At 44.4% G+C, this 19799-nt stretch carries 20 protein-coding genes and 2 pseudogenes; 16 read left to right on the forward strand and 6 right to left on the reverse strand.

What is annotated here, in order from left to right; genetic code table 11:
- Together HWQ37_RS27395 and HWQ37_RS27400 are read left to right on the forward strand one after the other, a co-directional pair.
- Positions 1-416, forward strand: a pseudogene (locus tag HWQ37_RS27395) (hypothetical protein); the annotation flags it as partial.
- A gap of 252 nt (positions 417-668) precedes the next feature.
- Entirely contained in the window at positions 669-1376 is a 708-nt protein-coding gene (locus HWQ37_RS27400; protein WP_292753569.1) for a hypothetical protein, read from the forward strand.
- On the opposite strand, the gene HWQ37_RS27405 is transcribed toward HWQ37_RS27400, so the two are convergent.
- Together HWQ37_RS27405 and HWQ37_RS27410 are read right to left on the reverse strand one after the other, a co-directional pair.
- Positions 1377-2171, reverse strand: coding sequence for a TIM barrel protein (locus HWQ37_RS27405; RefSeq protein ID WP_292753571.1), 795 nt, complete (start codon positions 2169-2171; stop codon positions 1377-1379).
- The gene (locus tag HWQ37_RS27410) at positions 2171-2872 is read right to left on the reverse strand and encodes a hypothetical protein (protein WP_292753573.1); all 702 of its coding nucleotides are present in this window, start codon (positions 2870-2872) and stop codon (positions 2171-2173) included. Before HWQ37_RS27410 ends, HWQ37_RS27405 begins: the two co-directional genes overlap by 1 nt.
- A gap of 110 nt (positions 2873-2982) precedes the next feature.
- Between HWQ37_RS27410 and HWQ37_RS27415 the strand changes: the two genes are divergently transcribed.
- The 3 genes and pseudogenes from HWQ37_RS27415 to HWQ37_RS27425 all read left to right on the forward strand — a co-directional run bounded on the left by HWQ37_RS27415 (position 2983) and on the right by HWQ37_RS27425 (position 4808).
- Complete coding sequence (locus HWQ37_RS27415; RefSeq protein WP_292753575.1) at positions 2983-3234, forward strand: hypothetical protein; 252 nt, start codon at positions 2983-2985, stop codon at positions 3232-3234.
- Between the two features lie 8 nt (positions 3235-3242).
- Positions 3243-3620, forward strand: a pseudogene (locus HWQ37_RS27420) (reverse transcriptase N-terminal domain-containing protein); the annotation flags it as partial.
- 222 nt (positions 3621-3842) lie between these two features.
- Complete coding sequence (locus HWQ37_RS27425) at positions 3843-4808, forward strand: hypothetical protein (RefSeq protein ID WP_292753576.1); 966 nt, start codon at positions 3843-3845, stop codon at positions 4806-4808.
- Positions 4809-4875: 67 nt separating this feature from the next.
- Here HWQ37_RS27425 and HWQ37_RS27430 read toward each other — a convergent pair whose 3' ends face one another.
- Both HWQ37_RS27430 and HWQ37_RS27435 read right to left on the reverse strand, forming a co-directional pair.
- Positions 4876-6954, reverse strand: a complete 2079-nt coding sequence (locus tag HWQ37_RS27430; RefSeq protein WP_292753578.1) for a recombinase family protein — start codon at positions 6952-6954, stop codon at positions 4876-4878.
- An 11-nt stretch (positions 6955-6965) separates the two neighbouring features.
- Entirely contained in the window at positions 6966-7406 is a 441-nt protein-coding gene (locus tag HWQ37_RS27435; RefSeq protein ID WP_292753579.1) for a hypothetical protein, read from the reverse strand.
- On the opposite strand from HWQ37_RS27435, the gene HWQ37_RS27440 reads away from it, so the two are divergent.
- The 11 genes from HWQ37_RS27440 (at position 7384) to HWQ37_RS27490 (ending at position 16363) form a co-directional block, all read left to right on the forward strand.
- Positions 7384-8022, forward strand: a complete 639-nt coding sequence (locus tag HWQ37_RS27440) for a hypothetical protein (protein ID WP_292753581.1) — start codon at positions 7384-7386, stop codon at positions 8020-8022. The two genes, HWQ37_RS27435 and HWQ37_RS27440, sit on opposite strands and share 23 nt — an antisense overlap.
- A gap of 110 nt (positions 8023-8132) precedes the next feature.
- A complete protein-coding gene (locus HWQ37_RS27445) occupies positions 8133-8531 on the forward strand; it encodes a helix-turn-helix domain-containing protein (protein WP_292753583.1) in 399 nt (132 codons plus the stop codon).
- Positions 8528-8986 (forward strand): DUF1392 domain-containing protein, encoded by a 459-nt coding sequence (locus HWQ37_RS27450; RefSeq protein WP_179075854.1) that lies wholly within the window; start codon positions 8528-8530, stop codon positions 8984-8986. The genes HWQ37_RS27445 and HWQ37_RS27450 overlap by 4 nt, the downstream gene beginning before the upstream one ends.
- A 43-nt stretch (positions 8987-9029) precedes the next feature.
- The gene (locus tag HWQ37_RS27455) at positions 9030-9917 is read left to right on the forward strand and encodes a hypothetical protein (protein WP_292753586.1); all 888 of its coding nucleotides are present in this window, start codon (positions 9030-9032) and stop codon (positions 9915-9917) included.
- 144 nt (positions 9918-10061) lie between these two features.
- Entirely contained in the window at positions 10062-10724 is a 663-nt protein-coding gene (locus HWQ37_RS27460) for a hypothetical protein (protein WP_292753587.1), read from the forward strand.
- A 67-nt stretch (positions 10725-10791) separates the two neighbouring features.
- Positions 10792-10995: a hypothetical protein gene (locus HWQ37_RS27465; protein ID WP_292753589.1), complete on the forward strand. Its 204-nt coding sequence runs from the start codon at positions 10792-10794 to the stop codon at positions 10993-10995.
- Positions 10992-11693, forward strand: coding sequence for a hypothetical protein (locus HWQ37_RS27470; RefSeq protein ID WP_292753591.1), 702 nt, complete (start codon positions 10992-10994; stop codon positions 11691-11693). The genes HWQ37_RS27465 and HWQ37_RS27470 overlap by 4 nt, the downstream gene beginning before the upstream one ends.
- A complete protein-coding gene (locus HWQ37_RS27475; protein WP_292753593.1) occupies positions 11681-12280 on the forward strand; it encodes an alpha-ketoglutarate-dependent dioxygenase AlkB family protein in 600 nt (199 codons plus the stop codon). The genes HWQ37_RS27470 and HWQ37_RS27475 overlap by 13 nt, the downstream gene beginning before the upstream one ends.
- Before the next feature lie 239 nt (positions 12281-12519).
- A complete protein-coding gene (locus tag HWQ37_RS27480; RefSeq protein ID WP_292753609.1) occupies positions 12520-15732 on the forward strand; it encodes a plasmid replication protein, CyRepA1 family in 3213 nt (1070 codons plus the stop codon).
- 35 nt (positions 15733-15767) lie between these two features.
- Positions 15768-16154 (forward strand): RidA family protein, encoded by a 387-nt coding sequence (locus HWQ37_RS27485; RefSeq protein WP_190964916.1) that lies wholly within the window; start codon positions 15768-15770, stop codon positions 16152-16154.
- A 17-nt stretch (positions 16155-16171) separates the two neighbouring features.
- Positions 16172-16363 carry a hypothetical protein gene (locus HWQ37_RS27490; protein ID WP_292753596.1) on the forward strand — a complete coding sequence of 64 codons (192 nt, stop codon included), beginning with the start codon at positions 16172-16174 and terminating at the stop codon, positions 16361-16363.
- A gap of 150 nt (positions 16364-16513) precedes the next feature.
- Here HWQ37_RS27490 and HWQ37_RS27495 read toward each other — a convergent pair whose 3' ends face one another.
- Together HWQ37_RS27495 and katG are read right to left on the reverse strand one after the other, a co-directional pair.
- Positions 16514-16711 (reverse strand): NblA/ycf18 family protein, encoded by a 198-nt coding sequence (locus tag HWQ37_RS27495; RefSeq protein ID WP_094332533.1) that lies wholly within the window; start codon positions 16709-16711, stop codon positions 16514-16516.
- A gap of 605 nt (positions 16712-17316) precedes the next feature.
- Positions 17317-19626: a catalase/peroxidase HPI gene (katG, locus tag HWQ37_RS27500; protein ID WP_292753597.1), complete on the reverse strand. Its 2310-nt coding sequence runs from the start codon at positions 19624-19626 to the stop codon at positions 17317-17319.
- Positions 19627-19799: the final 173 nt, after the last annotated feature.

Raw genomic sequence — 19799 nt, forward strand, 5'->3', positions numbered from 1 at the left:
ATCGCACTGGTTACTCGGCAAAGATCGCTGCCCGATGTCATCCAGCAATTCTCATAATGAGAATTCCTGCACTACAGCATCGGTTCTTGATCAAGAATTACTTGAACGTGACTATTTCGGAAAAACTGACTTCCATTGCGATCGCTCAGAAATTGCTGGACAAGATTGATCTGCGGCTGTCATACATTGGGCGGTTGGGGCCAAGGGGGAAGCGGGAGTGTGTTTATAAATTTGTTACTCCTAACGATGGGCGCGATTGTATTTTCAAGCAGTGGTTAAGTCGGGAGTTGGTGTCAGTCAGTAGTAATATAAATGTACCAACACCAATTACTGACACAACATCACTCCCCAGTAATGAGGATATGGGCGGACAGGAAAACCCCACTGATTCATGGTGGCAGCAGATTAATCCCTAATCGTATTTTCAAAGAAATACGATTCATGTCCACAATCGCAACGAAAGGATGATGGATACATTTCTATTGCCATCTTAAACGCCACGATAAATATTCTCAAATACTACCATCTTTTATGAAATGAACGATTGCCTAGAGCAGTGGCGAGTGTCATTAACGGGGATTTTCATGAGTTCTGTCGGAAAAAATAAATTTAAACGGTACAATAGTACATTAATACTATATAATTCCTACTAAATTGATTCAAAACACATGAAGCAAGTAGTTAGACAAATTAAAGAGCGAATCAAATTCGAGTTTGAATTAGAAGCAATTAAATATGAATTGTGGAGATTAGATGACTATGAATATAGAAAGCTTCAAAAAAATAGTTTTTTTATTAAAGATGAAGATTCATTCTTCAAGAATATTTACTTGTCTGAAAATAAAAGCCAAGACAATTTGAACCTAGCACAGTCGTTTATCACGTTAACTTGGCTTTTTGGAAATAGCAGTGATTCATTTGATAGTTGCAAAGGCTCTTTTAGCTTCCCATTATTACTAACTATTAATAAAACAATAGGGAATTTTTTCTATTTATTGCATATTTTTGATGCTAAAGGCTGGATATATTATCGAATATATAAAGTATTTGAAGATGAATCAGACATACCTCCAATCCAGAATGAAGTATTTGAATCAGAGTTTACACGCCAAGAAATTAATAATTTTATCGACTATATACATAGATATATTAGTGAGTCTTTTAAAAGTTTAAATTCTGTAACTGCACCCGAACCATTTTTGAAAGCAATTGATGCAAGCTTGATAGTTTACGGTTATTACAATAACCAGTATATTGAGGAAGGATATAATAGTAAGCAGTCATATCAAGCAGCACTTAAAAGATTTCGGTTACTAGGGCTTTGGCCTTGGCAATCACAGAATATAAGTGGTTTGTTACAAACTATTATCAGTTAACTATCGGAAAGTTAAAGCAGCGATCCGGTCGTACTCTTCCTGCACTACTGAAACAGGCAATCGATTTAATCGGCTCTCTAACACCAAGGGAATTCCCTTTGGAAAATTAGTAATCTGAGATAACCACCAAGTATTGGCCGTAATCCGCGAATGTATATCTTGCCGTCCATCATTGTCTGAAATGTGAATTTCTAAAAGTTTCTCTGGTGGAAGTCCCAACCATTTATTCAACAGTATTTCGGTTTTGTCACGCCAAATGTTGAGATGGGCCAAGTCCACAACTATCTTGACCTGGGGAACATCTTGGCAAAATTGAGCAAGTTCTGAAGCATTATCCAAAAGGTTCTCAACAGTGCTATTTGTGAGTGTAGGATACATTGTTTCTACACCCAAAACAATACCTCGCGTTAGACAAACCCGATGAAGACGATGAATATTTTCTACAAATGTTGTGTATGCTAAAACGCGTTCAGTGGTTTTACAAAAGTTTCCTCCATGTACTGAATAAGCGGTAACACCTATACTAGCTAGATAATCTGCCAATCGTTCAAAATATTTCCAATCTTGAGGTTGAGCTAGATTGAAAGGATAGTGGCGTGCGCTGCAAACAAAAGCATGATGCGCTCGATAGACCATTCCCTGTTGTCTAAAATCCTCTACTGCTTGCGCTGAATCAGTATCAGGTCGAGGCCCAATTGCTAGCTCAACATACCGGATTCCTGCATTCCAAAATATTGTTAATGCTTCACGGGTTGAAACTCCACCATAGGCTGACAAGCTCAAATACAATTGCATCAGTCTTCCTCTATGGTTGAATAATTAAAAATAGCTCTTCTAGGTTTAAGTGCGAATATTTTGAGGGAGTAACCTACTAATGTGCTGATTTCAGCCGCTAATTGCTGTTTTTGTTCTTCTAGATATTCCATATCTCTAAGTAAATATTTTACGTCACCATAAATGTAGTCCTCAATTTGCCCTTTTATAGAAGTTTCACTAGACTCGTTGACGTTATATATGCGTTTTAATGGTATTTCATTGAGCGAATGCTCAACTGAACCTAATTTTAGAGACAGAGTATAGCTATACCCGATAAAGTTACGTTCGTCATCATAACCATTCAGGTCTTCGTGAGTTTGGTAGTTGCTCAAACCTATCGGTAGTTTGAGCATCGCCAATAACCAAGTAGTTGGATCTTCTGCAATACTAAATTCAGATTGGCGCGTGTACCAATTATTACTTTTAGTCTGTTTTAACTCTTGCACAAATGTTCTTAGTCCTGGTGTTGACAACAAGCAACGAGCATCATGTGCCATAGCATCAGTAATTCGTTTGAGTTCTATTGCTTGTGCTTTTACTAAGCTCTGTTCTGCGTCACGAATTGCTTGCATTCGTATAATGACCAACTCTTGCAAAGAAGCAATTTGTGGATCGAATTGGCTGGAATGATCTTGTACTAATTCTTCATACAAAGAAAACAGGGAATTAGAATCTGCCATAGCATTCCTCAATTTGGAAGTACAAAATATTAATAACTATTGCAGTTTGAAGCTGTTGAACCTGGTTTGATAGTTCTTTTGTACTAATATACCACTAACTCTTTCAATCGATGCTTCAACGCAAAATTATTTTTTATCCAGCAGTTGCTAGGAGGATTTTGATGCCCAACTGGAGTGCGATTGAAGCTAGTTTTTTACATCTAACCCAACCACAGCAATTGGGTGAATTAGCATCAAGTCTGGCACACTTGAAGTCTTGGGGCAGTCAAACCCCAGGTAGGCTAGACGAGAAGCGGAATCCTCACAAGTCGGGTAGGACAGACCGTAATTGGTCTGAGGTGTTCAGAAAATACAAACTCTAGAAGAGAAAATGATTAGACACAGTTATAAAACTAGTGAATCTTGGAAAGCCCTACCGTGGAAGAAATTCCGCCGAAATCTTTTCCGCCTTCAAAAGCGCGTATTTAAAGCGGTTCAAGTTGGAGACAAGCGGAAAGCTAGGTCACTCCAAAAGCTTATTCTTAAATCTACCTCGGCTCGATTTCTTGCAATAAGACAAGTATCTAAGCTTTATGCTGGTAAAAAGACGGCTGGTATTGATGGCAAAAAATCCCTCTCATTTGAAGAACGCTTCAACCTTGAAGAACTACTGAAAATGAATAGTGGAAATTGGAAACATCAAGGCTTACGGGGAATCCCCATCCCTAAGAAGGACGGGACAACCAGAATGCTTAAGATACCGACGGTGTATTCATATTGCACCTTGATTCAATGAAGTTTAGGGATATTTTCCTTTCTATGATTATTCTCCACTCAATGCGCTGCAATTGGGTACAGATTTTCTCACAAGTGAGTGAGCCTCGCCAAGGAAAGAGCTTTGCTAAGGTGAAAAAAGTAGTGGTTAGTGAGCTATGAGTGAGCTACTAATAAGGTAGGCTAGAGTTGTATCAAGTGTTAAAGTCTAGCAACAATGGCAACAAAAAATCCCCGTATAGCAGCCTACCCACCACCCAAAGTCTATGAACTGTTGGTTGAATTTAAGCGCTCTCAAGGATTAAAGTCAGATTCTGCCGCTATTGTGGCAATTCTGGAGATTTACCTATGCGGTAGCCTACCCAATGTGCTACCAAGTGAGCTATCAAGTACGCCAAAGCGAATTGAGGATTTAGAGGTGAAGGTGAGTAGTCTGCTTTCTGATGTAGCAGTACTCAAGCAGGCAATGAGTCAGTATACTTGTCAAGCATCTGGTGAAGACCTATCCAACGGATATCTGCATCAACCTGATAACTACGAGGCATTAAGTGAGCCACCAAATGAATCACCTAACAGAATCCTTGACTTGACAAACGAATCTGTAGTTACGTCCGGGAGTACATCTAGAAGTGAGCTACCAATAACTGGGGCAGATGTTGATACTGAATTATCGAAGTCATCTACTATTGAAACCGTATCTGCCGACAGTGAGTTATCAAATGAGTCACTATTGGTAACACCAACTGCTGAATCTATCTTAAATTCAATACTAATTGAGGAGAACACGCCTCCCTATAATGAGCTACTAAGTGAGCCAGCATCAAATGACTTACTAGAGACCGTCATTGGTGAGCCATTTCATGACTCACTTGATGGTCTACCACTACTCAAAGAAAAGAATCATCCCAAAGTATCATCTGATAATAGTGAGCGACTTACTGGCTTACCTGATAGCTCACTAAAGAAATCCGAAAGTAAAAATTCTCTGGAAGTCCGATCTCACCTGACTGGTGCAGCTTTAGCAAGAAGACTAAATGTTTCTCCTAGCACCCTTCGTCATAAGAAAAATGCTCCCAATTTTGGGCAATGGGCTTCTCTTCATGATCCAGATGGAATTGCTTGGCATTTTAATGGTGAAAAATTTATTGAAAAACCCTCACCCGAAGACAGTAAAACCCCTTGAGTACAAAATTACTCAAAGGGGTTAACGATATTCAAACTATTGTTTTCGGCTCACTATCAAACTGGTATTATTCAGATTTAACTGGTACGCGGCGGATTTTTTCACGTAAAGTTTTTAAAACTTCGGGTGTGACTATATACCACCAAGGACTTCTAGGAGTTTCTTGGAATGCCTGAATAATTCCTTTGTCTCGCCAGTAATAGACAGTATGAATTCCAACACCCAGTTTTTTAGCAAGGGCACTGGTGGAATAGTAACCTTCCGGGCTGACCCCAGATTTCGCAACACTTGGGTCACTTAAAGGCTTATCAATACCAAACTTCCAACGAATCCAGGCGACACCTTTTTTCGTAAAAGCACGCCCAGTACCACCCACCAAACCTCGGCGATTCAGTTCATCAGCAATTTTCGTATCAGTTCGACCCGGGGCTAATTCTTCAATAAGTTGAATAACTTCGTTGGGTGTTCGGTATTTGTCTGCATTTGTTGGGCGTGTTGCAATCAACTCACTTGTAGCTCCTGTATGCCAGAGTATTTGGATACGAGTAGAGCGTTCTGGAGCATCAATTGGGGTGATAGCAACTTGTTTTACTAACAACCCTAGTATTTCTTTACGCTCAAGATTCGTAGTAGTACTGGCGTGCCAAAGTGTGGGAATATCGTTGGCTAACTGTAAAATTTGTTGCCGTTGCACTGCTGTTAATTCCAGGCGTTGTACAAGACGTGCTTTTTGGTATGCCTCTTCTAACTCTGCTAACTGTTGTAATTTTTCATTCCATCGCCTTTCTAGTGTACGGGCTACTAAACGATTTTCTGGCTCGGTTGCATCATATTGTCGAAAAGCTCTGTCAGCTTCGTAACGTGCCCTTTCCAGTCGCAGTTGCCATGTTTTATCTGCCTCATCTGCAATATTTTCAAGTTCAGATAGAACAGCAAGGGAAATATCTAGTTCCTCGTCCGTAAAAGCTGACAGCACATGAGCGGAAACGGCTGTATCAATTGCTGCTCCTGCAACGCTCCAGCAAGCACCAACGCTACCATCTTGTTTACGAGCTTGGGTACATTCGTAAGCTGCTCTACAACCACCAGTGCCGTGGTAGCGAGGACTCATACGACGACCGCATTTACCACAAATTACTAAACCTTGGAGGAGAGCAAAGCCCTCTCTAGGTGTACCTGGACATCCATCTGATAAAGAAATTGGGCAATTGCGTCTGAGTCGCTCACAATTAGATGAATATTCTGGCCAACTAATATAAGCCTCGTGAGCGTTGTGGATGATTACTTTCCACTCTTCTTGAGGTAGTTGCTGGATTTTAACCTTCTTTATTTGCCCAGCCTCAATTACATTAAAACTGCGTCGTCTACCATACACGTATGTTCCTGTGTAAGTCGGGTTATGCAGTAGGGCAGTTATACGGCTAAGGTTGGCTGGCCCCCAATGAAGTGTACCAATATCCCCAGGTCGCCAACGTCTTCTTGGGAAAGGAATTTGGTTTACACAAAAGTAGCGCATCACCTTAAATGCTGTTCTAAGTTCGCGGAACTTTTGAAAGGCTAACTGTATTGCGGCAACTACACCTTCATCTGGGTCTAGCACCAATTTACCTTCTGGGTCGTAGACATAGCCAGTAGGTGGAGAACAGCGCAGTTCTCCTTTTTTAGCTTTATTGAGTTTGGCTCCTTGTAACCGTAAGCGCATACCATGTAGTTCCGTGTGGCTCCAAGTTCCCTTAAACCCCAGTATCACTCGGTCATTAAAATCATTTGGGTCGTAAATCCCATCGTGGTCAATTACCAAGGTGTCTGTAAGGGCACAGATATCTAAAAGTTTATGCCAATCTGCTTGGGAACGAGAAAATCTTGAAGCTTCCAGAGCCAAAACAGCCCCCACCTCCCCCAAACCAACAGCAGCCATTAGTCGATGAAAATCTTCGCGTCCTGTTGTCGTTTGACCACTTTTACCAAGGTCACTATCCAATACTTCAATTTGACTCTTGTCCCAACCCAAGGTTAATGCACGGTCAGCTAGGGCATATTGTCTTTCCGTACTTTCACGGTTAAATTCTACCTGAGTGGGTGTTGACTGTCTTAAATACACAACAGCACGGCGTTCCAGATGGGTTGAACTAATTTTATTATTCATCTGGTTTACTCCTAGTTATCGCTTTCTCTGTCTGTTGAGTGGAGAGTATTTTGTCCACTAACCGTGCTGTTAGCTTTATGAGGCGACTTAGCCTTTCTTCGTTTTTGGCTTGAGCGGTTGCTAGTAGATGCTTTTTCCTCATTTTTTTTCTTGTGTTCGACTTCAATATCATCAAGAACACAAGAAGATTCGGACGTTATAATTTGCGATCGCCGAGCTACCCATTCGCTTAATCGCAGTAATTTCTCAGGTAAAAACTTCCCGACTGTTTGGACTGTGAAAGCTTGCTGTGTCCATAGGTCGGTTTCCGTTGCTGGTAGAGACAAAAATCCTCCCAAAGGACTTTCTACAGTTACTTTAGTCTCAATCCCTACTTTACGAATTTGCTGTATTACAACAGACTGACCACATAACGGGTGGATGGGATTGATGATGGTGACACAACTTCCCAAAAGTGACTTGAAGTTATGTGCAGTTTTATTATATCGTCCCCAAGCCGTAGCTCCCGAACCCCTCACAATAGTCGAAATCTCATTTGACCATCACGAATATTACGCTGGTAATCAACTGATAGCCAGCATCAGCCATGACGACAACCACCTAACCCAACGCTGGGTAGTCATGGTCAACGAGAAAGAAGTATTTCGTGCCAACACTCTAATGCGTTGCGATCGCTTCATCTGCACTCACTACAAAGACGGCTCATTACCTGTGCAGGAACAACTTGCAACACCCTGCACTACCGAAAACCAAATCATGGCGCATATCTTCAACGAGTGCCAGAATTACGGGTTTGAAATTCTCGATGATGGCATTTACAACAACAACGGCCTGAAACTGGGGCAAGTCGGATGCACTGAGGGTAACTGGTGGGTGAAGAGGCGTTATTCAGTTCAGCAGCAGTATTCTAACTCGGTCTATGATGCAGTGCGATCGCTGTCGATGGTGGATGTGTCTACTGATGGTAAATCCATTTTTGATGAATATTTTTTAGATCAGCCGTTAGAGCAGCTAACTGGCGATAAATTGCAACGGCTGCTGGAGAGAGCAGAGTTAGTCACGGCGTAAGTGTTGGGCTTCGCCTAGAAAAAGGTTAAAGGGAAAGGTTAAAGGTAAATTTATTCATTCCTTTCCCCTTTTCCCTAAAACACATTCCCTTCATTGAAGGAGGTAATCAAATGTATACAAAATGGACTGATGAAGAACTAGCAATCATTGAGGCGAAAGCTGAAGTCTATACAATCAAACAAATAGCTTCAATCCTAAAAAGGCGAGGATATCAACGCACACCAATTGCAATTTATCTGAAGTTAAATAGCTTAGGTTATTCAGCCCGTCCCACTCTTGATAACTATTCTTGTAAAGAAATTGCCCAAGTTCTTCAATTGAATTTCTCAACCGTCACAAGGTGGGTAAAAAGAGGATGGCTTAAAGCTACAAAACGTTCTGCCAGACATTACCAAATTCGGAGATGGCATCTTAAGCAGTTTTTTGATAACCCACCTCAATCAATTAAAAAGCGTATTGCTGCTCTCGATACCGAAGCCATTAATTATTTATTGGGAAGAAAAGCATGATTGACCATATTAATGCACTTCAAACAAGTTGGTATCTTTCCCCACCTTGGCGTGGAACAATTCCACCCGTTGAGGTGAATTTACTGGAAAGAGTTTACCTAAGAACCACAAGAACATTTGGCTATTGCTGCGGTATGCAATGGAAGCATGAGTGCTGGATTTATTCAATTGATTGCCGCAATGAAATACTCCACGCCACACAAAACCAAATCATCGGGACGGGAGAATTAGAAACTCTCACCGTGCAAAAACCTGCTTTCGTTCTGGGCGAAAGAGTAATGCTCTGTTCTCACGATAAGGGAACAAAGCAACGGCTGATTTTAGGGATTGGGCTGGTGAATAATTCTTGGTTTTACCTTGTTGAATTGGTGTCGCCAACTTTAACTCAATCACGGACTATATCGAATCGTTTCTCACTAGTTGGTGAAAAAAGTTTGGTGCGCGTGAATGTCTAATTCTCTCTAATCAACAACGAAGAATTATTACCCAACTAAAGTTATGTCACAAATCGAAGTAGCCCAAATTATTGAACAGATAAAGCAAGAAATCACTGTTGACTCTAATGGACAAGGTAAAGCCAGTATTCGGGCAACTGCAAGGCTGGCAGATGTACAAGATTCTTCGCTTCGTCGTGCGTTACTAAGTGCGGCACTGCAACCCTCTGCATTAGCTAAAAGCCTTATACAACAAGGCTTTAGCCCTGCGGCACTGGAAACCTGGAATGAGGGAATACCTGATATGGGTGTTGCTGCCGTTATTGAATATTACGCTTTTGATGCTGGGCGGTACTGCAAACAGCAAGCCAGACTTGTATGCAAAGCTTTTAACCGGATCGGTGTTCGTGCCTGGATGCAAGACATTATGGGCTGGACAAAACCTGCTACTCAACCACAAGAACAACCCTCCACACCAACCCTCCCGCCAGTTGAACAGCGATTGCATACTCTTGTCCTGGCAATGAAAACTTTAGCTGAGTTAACTGGTGGCAGACTCAACCCATACACCGAACAGCAATTTAAAGACTATGCCGGCAACCTTTTGGCTGAACATAACAGAAAATTGCTAACCGCCACAGAAGAACGCTGGCTTGGTGTGGTCAACTTTGCAGAGAGCGAACTTGGCAAGAAAGTCCCTATCAGTGGCACTCACTATCGGGGACATCTTGGGACATGGGTGAGAACATTTTACCCACAGTTAGGCGATCGCCAAGAAACGCGATTGGTTAACGGTGTACAACAGCCCATCTATGTCTACGCTTGCCATGATCCGGCTGTTGCGGCTGGGTTAACCAAAGCTATAGAAGAGTTCTTCGCTCATCCCAGTCCTGGTGCAGCACTAAGGCAGGCGGGGGCTTTCGCTAGCAAGAAGGAAAAAGTATCAGTTTAGTAGCCATCAGTCTTCAGTTATCAGTTCCCTGATTTTTTTTACTACTGGCTACGCAACCATTACCTGTAAGAATTTTTGGATTGTACGAAGAGTTTTAAAGCTTATTGGTTAAGCAAAGAGCAAGTAATAGATAAGGATAGGTTAATGACACGATTTCATGACCCAAGAGCAGCAGAACTCGCACAACAGATCGACCAAATCAACGTAATCGATTGGGAAGGAGCCTGTGACTTAGCACTACAACAACACGTAGCGAAAAGCGAATTATCCCCAGTAGAAACAGTATTGCGTTTCGATATGTTCCGAAAGAGAGCGCAAGATACGGCTGATAAACGACAAGCAATTTGGGCAGAACAAGTAAGCCAAGGCATTAGCGGAATCGAGTGGTACACCGTTGAGTATGGCGGCCTGAATGTGGAGCTTCCCCGACTGTGTGAGGAGTTGATGCTCGTTCCTGGTGATAAGGAAATATTGATGCAGTCCAAGCCAATGGCGCTCGACTTTCTTGCACATTGGAACCTCGCTTTTAAGCTGTGGCGTTACAACCGCGAAACAGAATCGCGCTGGTTTTCATGTCGATGGAGTCAGTTTTACACCGAATACATCAGCCGGGAATGGCTAGAACTTTGGGCAGAAGATGAGGTTTACCAGATTCTTTTACCAGATGGAACATTCCAGGACAAACCCATGTTTGCTATTAACGCTTGCTGTTGCTGGGGTAGTCCAGAAGCAATCCACCGTACCGCTAGTTATTCGGAAGCTGGCTCAAGCTGGTTTCAGTGGAATAATTTTACACCTTGGAGATAAAAGCGATCGCTATTAAACAAGTAGCAATCGCCACGTTAAACACTTTTTCATATTTGGCATAACCAACATGAGAGTAATTGTTAGAGTCACCGAAAAAATTATTAGTGAAGCTCACATTAATATCCCCGATGGGCTTTCAAAAGCAGGCATTAAGCAGCATATTGTAGACCGCTATAACAGTGGCGAGATGCTGACTGAGATGAACATTTTTCAAGTGGATTTTGAATCAATCAGCGCTCTTGTTGTCAAACAAGCGGGGGAGAATTTATGACTGTTGCACAACTCCTGACACCACAACCGTACTCTCCTAAATCTACAGGAGAAGCTGTTGGTAGGCATCCACTGAACTTTTACGAATCACCTTCATGGTTCACAACTGAACTACTGCGCCATGTTCCCTTATCTGGTGTCATTGGTGAGCCTTGTGTGGGACATGGAGCGATCGCGTCTTTGTTGAGAGTATGGCCTGACACTGGAAGAATCTGGACTAACGATATTGATCCACATAAAGCGGCTGATTACCAAATGGATGCAACACTATCCGAGTCATGGGCTAAGTTTCCCGATTGTGACTGGATCTGCACTAACCCACCATACGCGGAATTTGCTGCACCAATTATCAAGAATGCCTACCAGAAAGCTCGTGTAGGTGTTGCCGCATTCCTATTAACCAGCTTTCTCGAACCCTGTGATGATCGGGCGGATTTTTTACAGCAGCACCCGCCGTCACTTGTACTAGTTTTGCCGCGCTTCTGTTTTCGGAAAGACAAACGGGGTACTCGTTGGGCTACCGATAACATAACCATTTCATGTTTGGTATGGGACAAACGTGCAACCACACAGCGTATTATTGTGCGTCCCAAATCTCAAATCGTTGGGTTTTACAAAAATCCAGAACAGGCTATTTCACAAGAACGAGCAGAAAAAATTGTTTGGGCGATTGCCAAAGGAGAATCATGCAACAACTAACTTTATTTCCCGAATCTGCTCCTACTTTACCAGTCAACTATTATCCAGAATTTCTGAACAAGGAAGAAGCCGACGAACTCTACCAACATTGCCAAGGACTGCAATGGCAGCAAAACACAATCAGAATGCTGGGTAAAACGATGCCTGTGCCTCGCCTAGAGTGCATTTATGGCGATGAAGGCTGTGATTACCTCTACTCTAAAAGCGTACTACTCAAACCACTACCTTGGACAGACGCTCTGGCTAAGTTACGCGACAGAATCACCGCAACTGCTGGTTATAACTTTCGCATCGTCATTGGCAATCAATATAGGAGCGGACAAGACAGTATCGGCTGGCACAACGATAGCGAAGCATCAATGGGATTTAACCCTGCGATCGCATCTATAAGCCTGGGTTCATGTCGCAAATTCCAGATAAAACCCATCGGCGGCAAACCAACGGATTTCTGGCTCGAACATGGCAGTTTACTCGTGATGCACCCAGGCTGTCAGTCTACACATCTTCACCAAGTTCCCAAGACCAACAAAGTGGTTAGTACACGTATTAATTTGACTTTTCGACCGCATACAGGGAGAAGGATCTGAAGAAGGCAGCTTATTTTGAGTTTCAATCCAATTTTCCAAAATGGTGTATTATATTCTCGCTTAGTTCAGATGTACTATTGTGTCTGTTTTAAAGCCAATCACTCCAACTAACAAGATATTTCTCATCTGACGGCTGAACTAAAAACAACAGTCCTTTAACCCGTGTCTGCGTAACAAACCTTAAAAGCGGTATGACCATATACCGCAAAATTCTCATGCGTCAAAATATTGGAGGGGATATGACAGTTTTACCGACCGATTCTCAAGCCAAGCACCTACAAGAGTGGCTCAGTAGCGGGGTTGACGAAGAAATCATTGCTCTGAATGTGCGATCGCTCCACGGGACTTTACCCTACGAATATCTGCTCTACAGTCCCAAAATCTCTCGCCGCAACGATGGACGACTGCGCGATCGCGATTTAAAGAAATACCAGCACATCGAACTAGGCGGCTGGTGGTGCAGTGGCGTTGACCCGCTCAACGAATACGCACTAATGATGTGGGGCTGCTTCAAACCTGACCATCCCCGACGCGACCGCCAGAAGATCCACAAGTTCATCAAGTACGAGCATCCATTCAGAGAAGAGACACGCGCTTTCTTCCTCTTAGTCCCGAATCGCATCTGGGTGAAAGTCTCCAATCGTAGCGGCATCCCTATCACCGAAGAAGACCTACAGCATCCCGGCGGTTTCTGGCACTGGGTTTGGAAGCATAATGTGCCAGTCACAATTGTCGAAGGTGTCAAGAAAGCGGGGGCATTATTGACTGCTGGTTATGCTGCGATCGCAATTCCTGGCGTTAACGCTGGATACCGCACACCACAGGATGAGTACGGTACTGCCATCGGGAAACCCTTTCTGATTCCCGACTTGAAACATTTTGCAACACAGGGGAGACAGGTTAATATTTGCTTTGACCAAGACAACAAACCTGAAACAGTCCAGCGAGTCAGAACCGCTATCAGTCGCATGGGTCGGCTGCTGGTAAACGAAGGCTGTTCGCTGCGAGTGATTGATTTACCTTTTGGTCAAGAGAAAGGGGTTGATGATTTTATCGTTGCTAAGGGACAGCCGGCATTTGACGCACTCTACAATACGGCTGTTGCACTGGAATTGTGGGAAATCAAGCTGTTTACCCTGCTGAATTACCCGCCGTCAATCGCTCTCAACCAAAGATTCTTGGGACAGCTTCTCGTCCCCGAAGGTGAAAAGCTGATTATCCTCAAGGCTCCCAAAGGCACTGGTAAAACCGAATGGCTGGCAACTGAGGTGGCGAAAGCACATGACCTTGGGAGACGGGTATTAATAATCACCCATCGCATCCAACTGGGTGAGGCGTTGTGTAATCGCTTTGGTGTTAACTATGTTACCGAAGTTCGCACGAATGAAACAGGCACATTGTTGGGATATGGCGTATGTGTGGATTCATTGCATCGAGAAAGTCAGGCGCGATTCAATCCTGATGACTGGTCAAATGATGTGATTATTATTGACGAGTGCGACCAAGTATTCTGGCATTTGCTTAACTCTGGTACTGAAGTGCAGAAGCGGCGTGTGTCTGTTCTCAAAAACCTCAAACAACTGGTACAAAACGTTTTGGGCAGCAGTCAAGGAAAGATTTACTTGTCTAGTGCCGATGTTTCCGACACAGATGTAAAGTATGTTTTATCACTTGCTGGAGAATATCGGGTTAATCCCTTCGTTATCGTCAACAATTATCGGCACGTAGCTGGAAACTGTTACAACTACTCTGGCACTAACCCTAAAAATCTCATCGTAGCAATGGACAAAGCGATTTCTAAAGGTGGACATCATTTACTCTGTTGCTCTGCTCAGAAAGCCAAGTCAAAATGGGGAACCCAGGCTTTGGAAGAACGTTTTCGCCGCAAATTTCCACACCTACGGATTCTGCGAATTGACAGTGAATCTGTTGCTGATCCATCTCATGCTGCTATGGGGTGTATTTCTCACCTGAACGAAATTCTCACCGAGTATGATTTAGTTATCGCCTCACCCAGTCTTGAAACTGGGGTATCCATCGACATTGAAGGACACTTTGATGCTGTTTGGGGAATTTTTCAGGGAGTGCAGCCGGTTAACTCTGTGCGTCAGATGTTGGCAAGGGTTAGGGAAACTGTTGACCGTCACATTTGGGTCAGAGAGTGGGGGATGTCGGTTGTGGGCAATGGCTCTACTTCTATAGGAGGTTTGTTGAGAAGTCAACACGTTGCAACACAAGCGAATATTGCGCTGTTGTCGGCGGCGGATAATGACGATTACAGCTACGTTGATCAGAATTTTCAGCCAGAATCTTTACAAACTTGGGGCAAGCGTGGTTCTGTGATTAACGTTGAGATGCGGCGTTATCGAGAATCGGTGCTTGGGGGGTTGGTCGAAGATGGCTACATCATTATTGATGCAGCCGATGTTGATGATGATGAGAGCGGGGCTGTAATCGAGTCGGTTAAAGCGGCATCTGTTGAATTGTATACTGCTGAATGTCAGGCGATCGCGGATTCTCCAACCATCTCTGATGCCGAACTCAAGAAGCTGCAAGACACAAGGGCAAAAACCAAAACTGAACGACATCAGCAGCGCAAGGCCGAATTGTCTCGTCGCTATGAAATTGAAGTTACGCCTGATTTGGTTGAGAAGGATGATGATGGGTGGTATCCCCAACTGCGGATGCACTATTATTTGACGCTGGGGCGGGAATTTCTGACAACTCGTGATGCTAAACGGGCTAAGGCGCAATTAGAGGCTGGGGAGAATTCTATTTGGAAACCTGACTTTAACAAGGGGCAGATGTTACCTGCTGTACTGTTGTTAGAAGAACTGAATCTGTTGCAGTTGCTCACGCCTGGGGAGCAGTTGCGGGGGTCTGACGAGAAGATGCTGGAGTTTAAAGTGCTGGCTGTAAAGCATCGGCACGTTATCAAGAATTACTTGAATGTTAGTATCTCGGAAAAACACACACCGATAGCGATCGCTCAGAAGTTACTTGCCAAGATTGATTTGAAATTGGCTTACGTTGGTCGATTGGGTAAGCGTGAAAATCGAGAGTGCGTCTATCGGTTTGTTGCCCCTGATGATCAGCGTAATTCAATTTTCGGGCAGTGGTTAAATCGAGATGAAGCATTAAATCGTGAGTTGGTGTCAGTCACTAATAATATAGTTTTATCGACACCAGTGATTGACACAACCTCCCGAATATTAGAAGAGGTAGTGTCCAGCCCCCAAGGACAAGCCTGGAAAGGGCTGAAACTGAAAATACAGCAAGGCTTGGACAGCGCTGGCTCGTTCTACAACCAGTTAGTCTCCACAATCGGCTCGGCTGTTGGAATTGCTGATGGTGAACCTTACTGGAATGGGTATTTGGGACAGTGGCAGATTGCTGTTAACTTTGCTTCGGGGTGTAAGTCTGTACTGTGTGATTGGTTGATAGTGGTTTAATTGTAGATATATTTGGAAGGAGATTCCACAATTAAATGAGTCGTCAATTCATATCTTCTGGTTCTATCTTCGAGCAAGAAATTGCTTATTCTAGAGCCGTTGTTGATGGAGACTGGGTTTTTGTTTCTGGTACTACGGGTTTTGATTACAGTTCGATGACCATATCTGATGATGTTGTAAAACAAACAGAGCAGTGTTTTAAAAACATTAATGCTGCGCTGACAGAGGCGGGACTGGTAATGCAGGATATAGTGCGAGTTCGTTATATTTTACCGATTCGAGAAGACTTTGAACAAAGCTGGCCAGTAATTCGTAAATATTTAGGAGATATCAGACCAGCAGCAACAATGATTGTTGCAGGACTTTCAGATCCGAGAATGCGGATTGAGATAGAGGTGACAGCAAAAAAAACTAGGGGCTAGATTTGAGGAGCAATTTTGTGACAAATCACATAACTTCTTGGCCACTCGTATTGCTGAGAAAAACACCCTTGTTGCCTTCCCTGCCAACGATTGCTGATGTGAGCTTTACTGGAATGCATACCTTGGGCAGTGGCAGATTTGGGTTAAGTTTGCAGACGAGTGTAGGTCTGTGGTGTGTGATTGGTTGGTGGTGGTGTAGGTCAAAGTAGTTCACTGTTCCCTAAAAACTGTTATTGTGAGTCGGTTATTTTACACTTTCCCAGTTTGGAGCAAATAATCTCTATTGCCAAGCCATTGAAAAAGACAATTTTGTGTTCGTTCTCTTCTGAGTCGCTTAAAGTAACGGGAACAAGTTTGTCTTAACCCAAGATTGAACCGGAATCAAGTTCCCACTGATGTTTGAGCAATTCTTGGTAAGTCGTTTCCCTTATCATCATTTGCTTATAGAGCATCAGCAAAAATTCTTGAGCTTGTTCATGGGACATGTGCTGCACTTGATCAGAGAAAGTTCTAAGGCTAAATTCTTGTTCTAAAGATAATTCAATGGGTTGATTCATCACTTTTATTACCTACTCTTTTATTTGGGTTTGCTTAATATAAGCAAATATTTCTTTATATAAATAAATGTTACGATGCCTTTACAAAAATCGAAGGGGTGTAAACCGTACCGACGTAGGTTAGAAATGCCGTATCTGCTGCTGAAAACCTTGATATCAATCCATTGTGGCAACCCAAGTAAAAACTTAAGTTCTAAAGTTTTTTACTAAGAGGTTTTTAAAAGCATTTTTCGCCTCTGCTTGCGGCTGGCGAGCTAGATATTTACCACTACCAACCTTTTTATGGCGGTGGATGCAGTCCCGCCGAGGTTAGAAGGCGACGCAAGTTAACAACTCCAACCCGAATTAATGCTCCGTCCACACCCACCTTTAATGAAAGTGGAGATAATAATTGGGGGGGTATGGACACCGATGCAGAACTCAGTGATTCTTGGTGGAAGCGAGTTAAATATTATGCTCAGTTACCCGCATTTCTCACAAGCTTGAAATGCAGAGGTGCAAGGGAGCAGGGGAGCAGAGGAGCAGAGGAGAGTTCAATATGCCTTGTTCAATCCCCTCTGCCCCTCTGCCCTATCAAACACCTGAAGCTTGTAATAAATGCAGGTTTAGCGGGTCTGTTCAGCGCCAACGTCGAAGCGATCAAGCATCATCACCTTGTCCCAGGCTGCAACGAAGTCCTTGACCATCCTCTCGTGACCGTCATCAGCGCCATAGACTTCAGCAATCTGACGCAGTTCCGCGTTCGAGCCGAAGATGAGATCGCATCGGGTTGCGGTGAACTTCGCTGCACCGGTTTCGCGATCGCAGATGTCAAAAAGCATCTCGCGATTGTCAACAGGCTTCCACTCGTAGTCCATACTGGTCAGGACACGGAAAAAGTCATTGGTCAAGACCCCCGGACGGTCAGTGAAGCTACCATGCTTTGAATGATCCCAATTCTGATCGAGCGCGCGAAGTCCGCCGACAAGAACCGTCCATTCAGGCGCGGTCAGGGTGAGGAGCTGCGCTCGATCCAGGAAGATACGCTCCGGCTTCACCTTGTAGCCAACAGCCTCATTGTGATAGTTTCTGAAACCATCCGAAATTGGCTTCAGCCAATTAAACATTTCAACATCTGTCAGCTCCTGAGTCGTATCCATCCGACCCGGAGTAAACGGCACGGCAACAGAAAACCCAGCGTCTTGTGCAGCCTTCTCGATCGCAGCACAACCACCGAGGACGATAAGATCCGCCATCGAGATTTTTTTGTTGCCCGACTGAGCGCCGTTAAAGTCCGCCTGAATGCGATCAAGGGTCGATAGCACCTCGCCGAGTTCCTGCGGGCGGTTCATTTCCCAGTCTTTCTGGGGATTGAGGCGAACGCGCGCGCCATTTGCGCCGCCGCGCTTGTCGGAATGGCGGTGACTCGATGCCGCTGCCCAAGCGGCTGACACGAGCGCCGAAACAGAGAGTCCACTCGCTAAAATCCGATCCTTGAGAAAATTGATATCGGCGGCATCAACGACATCATGATCCAGTGCCGGAATTGGATCTTGCCAGATCAGATCTTCCTCTGGGATTTCAGGACCAAGATAGCGCGTTTTCGGACCCATGTCTCGATGGATCAGCTTATACCAAGCGCGCGCGAACGCATCGCTGAAGTAATCGAAGTCACCCAAGAAGTGCTGACAGATTTCGTGATAGACCGGATCGACCTTCAAGGCAATGTCCGAAGTCATCATCATTAACGGGTGCTCAACGCTCGGTTGATGGGCATCCGGTGTCTTTGGCGCATCAGGATTGCTCGGCTTCCACTGAATGGCACCTGCTGGACTCTTTGTCTGTTCCCAATCGTATTTAAAAAGATTTGTTAAGTAACTGTTGTCCCACTGGGTTGGATTTGGAGTCCACGATCCTTCGATCCCGTTCGTCATTGTATATTCGGCAAACCCAGTGCCTTCAGGGTTCTGCCACCCCAAACCCATCGCCTGAATCGGCGCGGCTTCCGGGGCTGGACCAATCTTGTCAGGCGAAACCATGCCATGACTTTTGCCAAAGGCATGACCCCCTGCAATCAGCGCGACAGTTTCTTCGTCATTCATGCCCATCCGCGCAAACGTCTCGCGAATGTCTCGCGCCGAGCCATAGGGGTCGCCGTCAGCGTTTGGACCCTCTGGATTGACGTAAATTAGCGCTTGGTGCGAAGCCGCTAGCGGGTTCTCAAGGTCGTAGTATTGCTCGTTCGGTTTCCCAACCCACCGAATCGTGCGAGTGACCATCTCATCAGGATGACCAGGGTGTTCCTTAACATCGTCAACCGAATCGCCGTTCCAGAATTCGGGTCCCCAGTATGTCGAGCGATCCGCCTCCCAGGAATCTATGCGACCGCCACCAAAACCGAAGGTCTTAAACCCCATGATTTCGAGCGCACAGTTACCCGTCAAAACCATCAGATCAGCCCAGCTTAGTGCCGCACCATATTTCTGCTTGATGGGCCAGAGCAGCCGTCGTGATTTATCTGTGTTTCCATTATCCCACCACGAATTGATGGGTGCAAAGCGTTGCATACCCTGACTCGCTCCACCCCGACCATCCGCGATCCGGTAGGTGCCTGCTGAGTGCCACGCCATGCGAATCATTTGAGGTCCATAATTCCCATAGTCGGCGGGCCACCAGTCCTTTGAATCGGTCAGCAGTGCTTTGATATCGCTCTTCAACTGTTCAAAGTCAAGCTTCGCGAAGGCTCCTTTGTAATCGAAATCTCGCAGTGGGTTAGCTTGGGGCAAATTTTGGTGAAGCAGTTCGACCTGAAGTCGGTTCGGCCACCAATCATCGACTTGCGGCTTGGAGCCGAGCGCTCCGCCAATGCGGGTTCCCCGGAAGGGGCATTGTGCAGGAGGGGTGGCAGGGTTGTTGTTCATGGGGCTATTATTCATTCAGTTCAATCCTTCTTCATTAAATTCAATTCTCTCTAACAGTTTATGTTAGTCAAGCTGTGTTGAGCGCCGCCACAAGTGGCGGTTTGAACGGCAAGTTCCTTCATCGCTAAAGTTCTTGAATGAGCTACCCTTTGCTAACCCCACCCCCCTGCTACGATTATCATTTTTGT

Origin of the sequence: Nostoc sp. NMS4 (assembly GCF_017115095.1) — a bacterium.
In the GTDB taxonomy this organism is placed as follows: Bacteria; Cyanobacteriota; Cyanobacteriia; order Cyanobacteriales; family Nostocaceae; genus Nostoc.

What these genes read in the sequence shown, in the direction of transcription:
- HWQ37_RS27400 (WP_292753569.1), top strand. Translation starts at nt 669, where the DNA reads ATGAAGCAAGTAGTTAGACAAATTAAAGAGCGAATCAAATTCGAGTTT.
- HWQ37_RS27405 (WP_292753571.1), bottom strand. Translation starts at nt 2,171, where the DNA reads ATGCAATTGTATTTGAGCTTGTCAGCCTATGGTGGAGTTTCAACCCGT.
- HWQ37_RS27410 (WP_292753573.1), bottom strand. Translation starts at nt 2,872, where the DNA reads ATGGCAGATTCTAATTCCCTGTTTTCTTTGTATGAAGAATTAGTACAA.
- HWQ37_RS27415 (WP_292753575.1), top strand. Translation starts at nt 2,983, where the DNA reads ATGCTTCAACGCAAAATTATTTTTTATCCAGCAGTTGCTAGGAGGATT.
- HWQ37_RS27425 (WP_292753576.1), top strand. Translation starts at nt 3,843, where the DNA reads ATGGCAACAAAAAATCCCCGTATAGCAGCCTACCCACCACCCAAAGTC.
- HWQ37_RS27430 (WP_292753578.1), bottom strand. Translation starts at nt 6,954, where the DNA reads ATGAATAATAAAATTAGTTCAACCCATCTGGAACGCCGTGCTGTTGTG.
- HWQ37_RS27440 (WP_292753581.1), top strand. Translation starts at nt 7,384, where the DNA reads ATGATGGTGACACAACTTCCCAAAAGTGACTTGAAGTTATGTGCAGTT.
- HWQ37_RS27445 (WP_292753583.1), top strand. Translation starts at nt 8,133, where the DNA reads ATGTATACAAAATGGACTGATGAAGAACTAGCAATCATTGAGGCGAAA.
- HWQ37_RS27450 (WP_179075854.1), top strand. Translation starts at nt 8,528, where the DNA reads ATGATTGACCATATTAATGCACTTCAAACAAGTTGGTATCTTTCCCCA.
- HWQ37_RS27455 (WP_292753586.1), top strand. Translation starts at nt 9,030, where the DNA reads ATGTCACAAATCGAAGTAGCCCAAATTATTGAACAGATAAAGCAAGAA.
- HWQ37_RS27460 (WP_292753587.1), top strand. Translation starts at nt 10,062, where the DNA reads ATGACACGATTTCATGACCCAAGAGCAGCAGAACTCGCACAACAGATC.
- HWQ37_RS27465 (WP_292753589.1), top strand. Translation starts at nt 10,792, where the DNA reads ATGAGAGTAATTGTTAGAGTCACCGAAAAAATTATTAGTGAAGCTCAC.
- HWQ37_RS27470 (WP_292753591.1), top strand. Translation starts at nt 10,992, where the DNA reads ATGACTGTTGCACAACTCCTGACACCACAACCGTACTCTCCTAAATCT.
- HWQ37_RS27475 (WP_292753593.1), top strand. Translation starts at nt 11,681, where the DNA reads ATGCAACAACTAACTTTATTTCCCGAATCTGCTCCTACTTTACCAGTC.
- HWQ37_RS27480 (WP_292753609.1), top strand. Translation starts at nt 12,520, where the DNA reads ATGACAGTTTTACCGACCGATTCTCAAGCCAAGCACCTACAAGAGTGG.
- HWQ37_RS27485 (WP_190964916.1), top strand. Translation starts at nt 15,768, where the DNA reads ATGAGTCGTCAATTCATATCTTCTGGTTCTATCTTCGAGCAAGAAATT.
- HWQ37_RS27495 (WP_094332533.1), bottom strand. Translation starts at nt 16,711, where the DNA reads ATGAATCAACCCATTGAATTATCTTTAGAACAAGAATTTAGCCTTAGA.
- katG (WP_292753597.1), bottom strand. Translation starts at nt 19,626, where the DNA reads ATGAATAATAGCCCCATGAACAACAACCCTGCCACCCCTCCTGCACAA.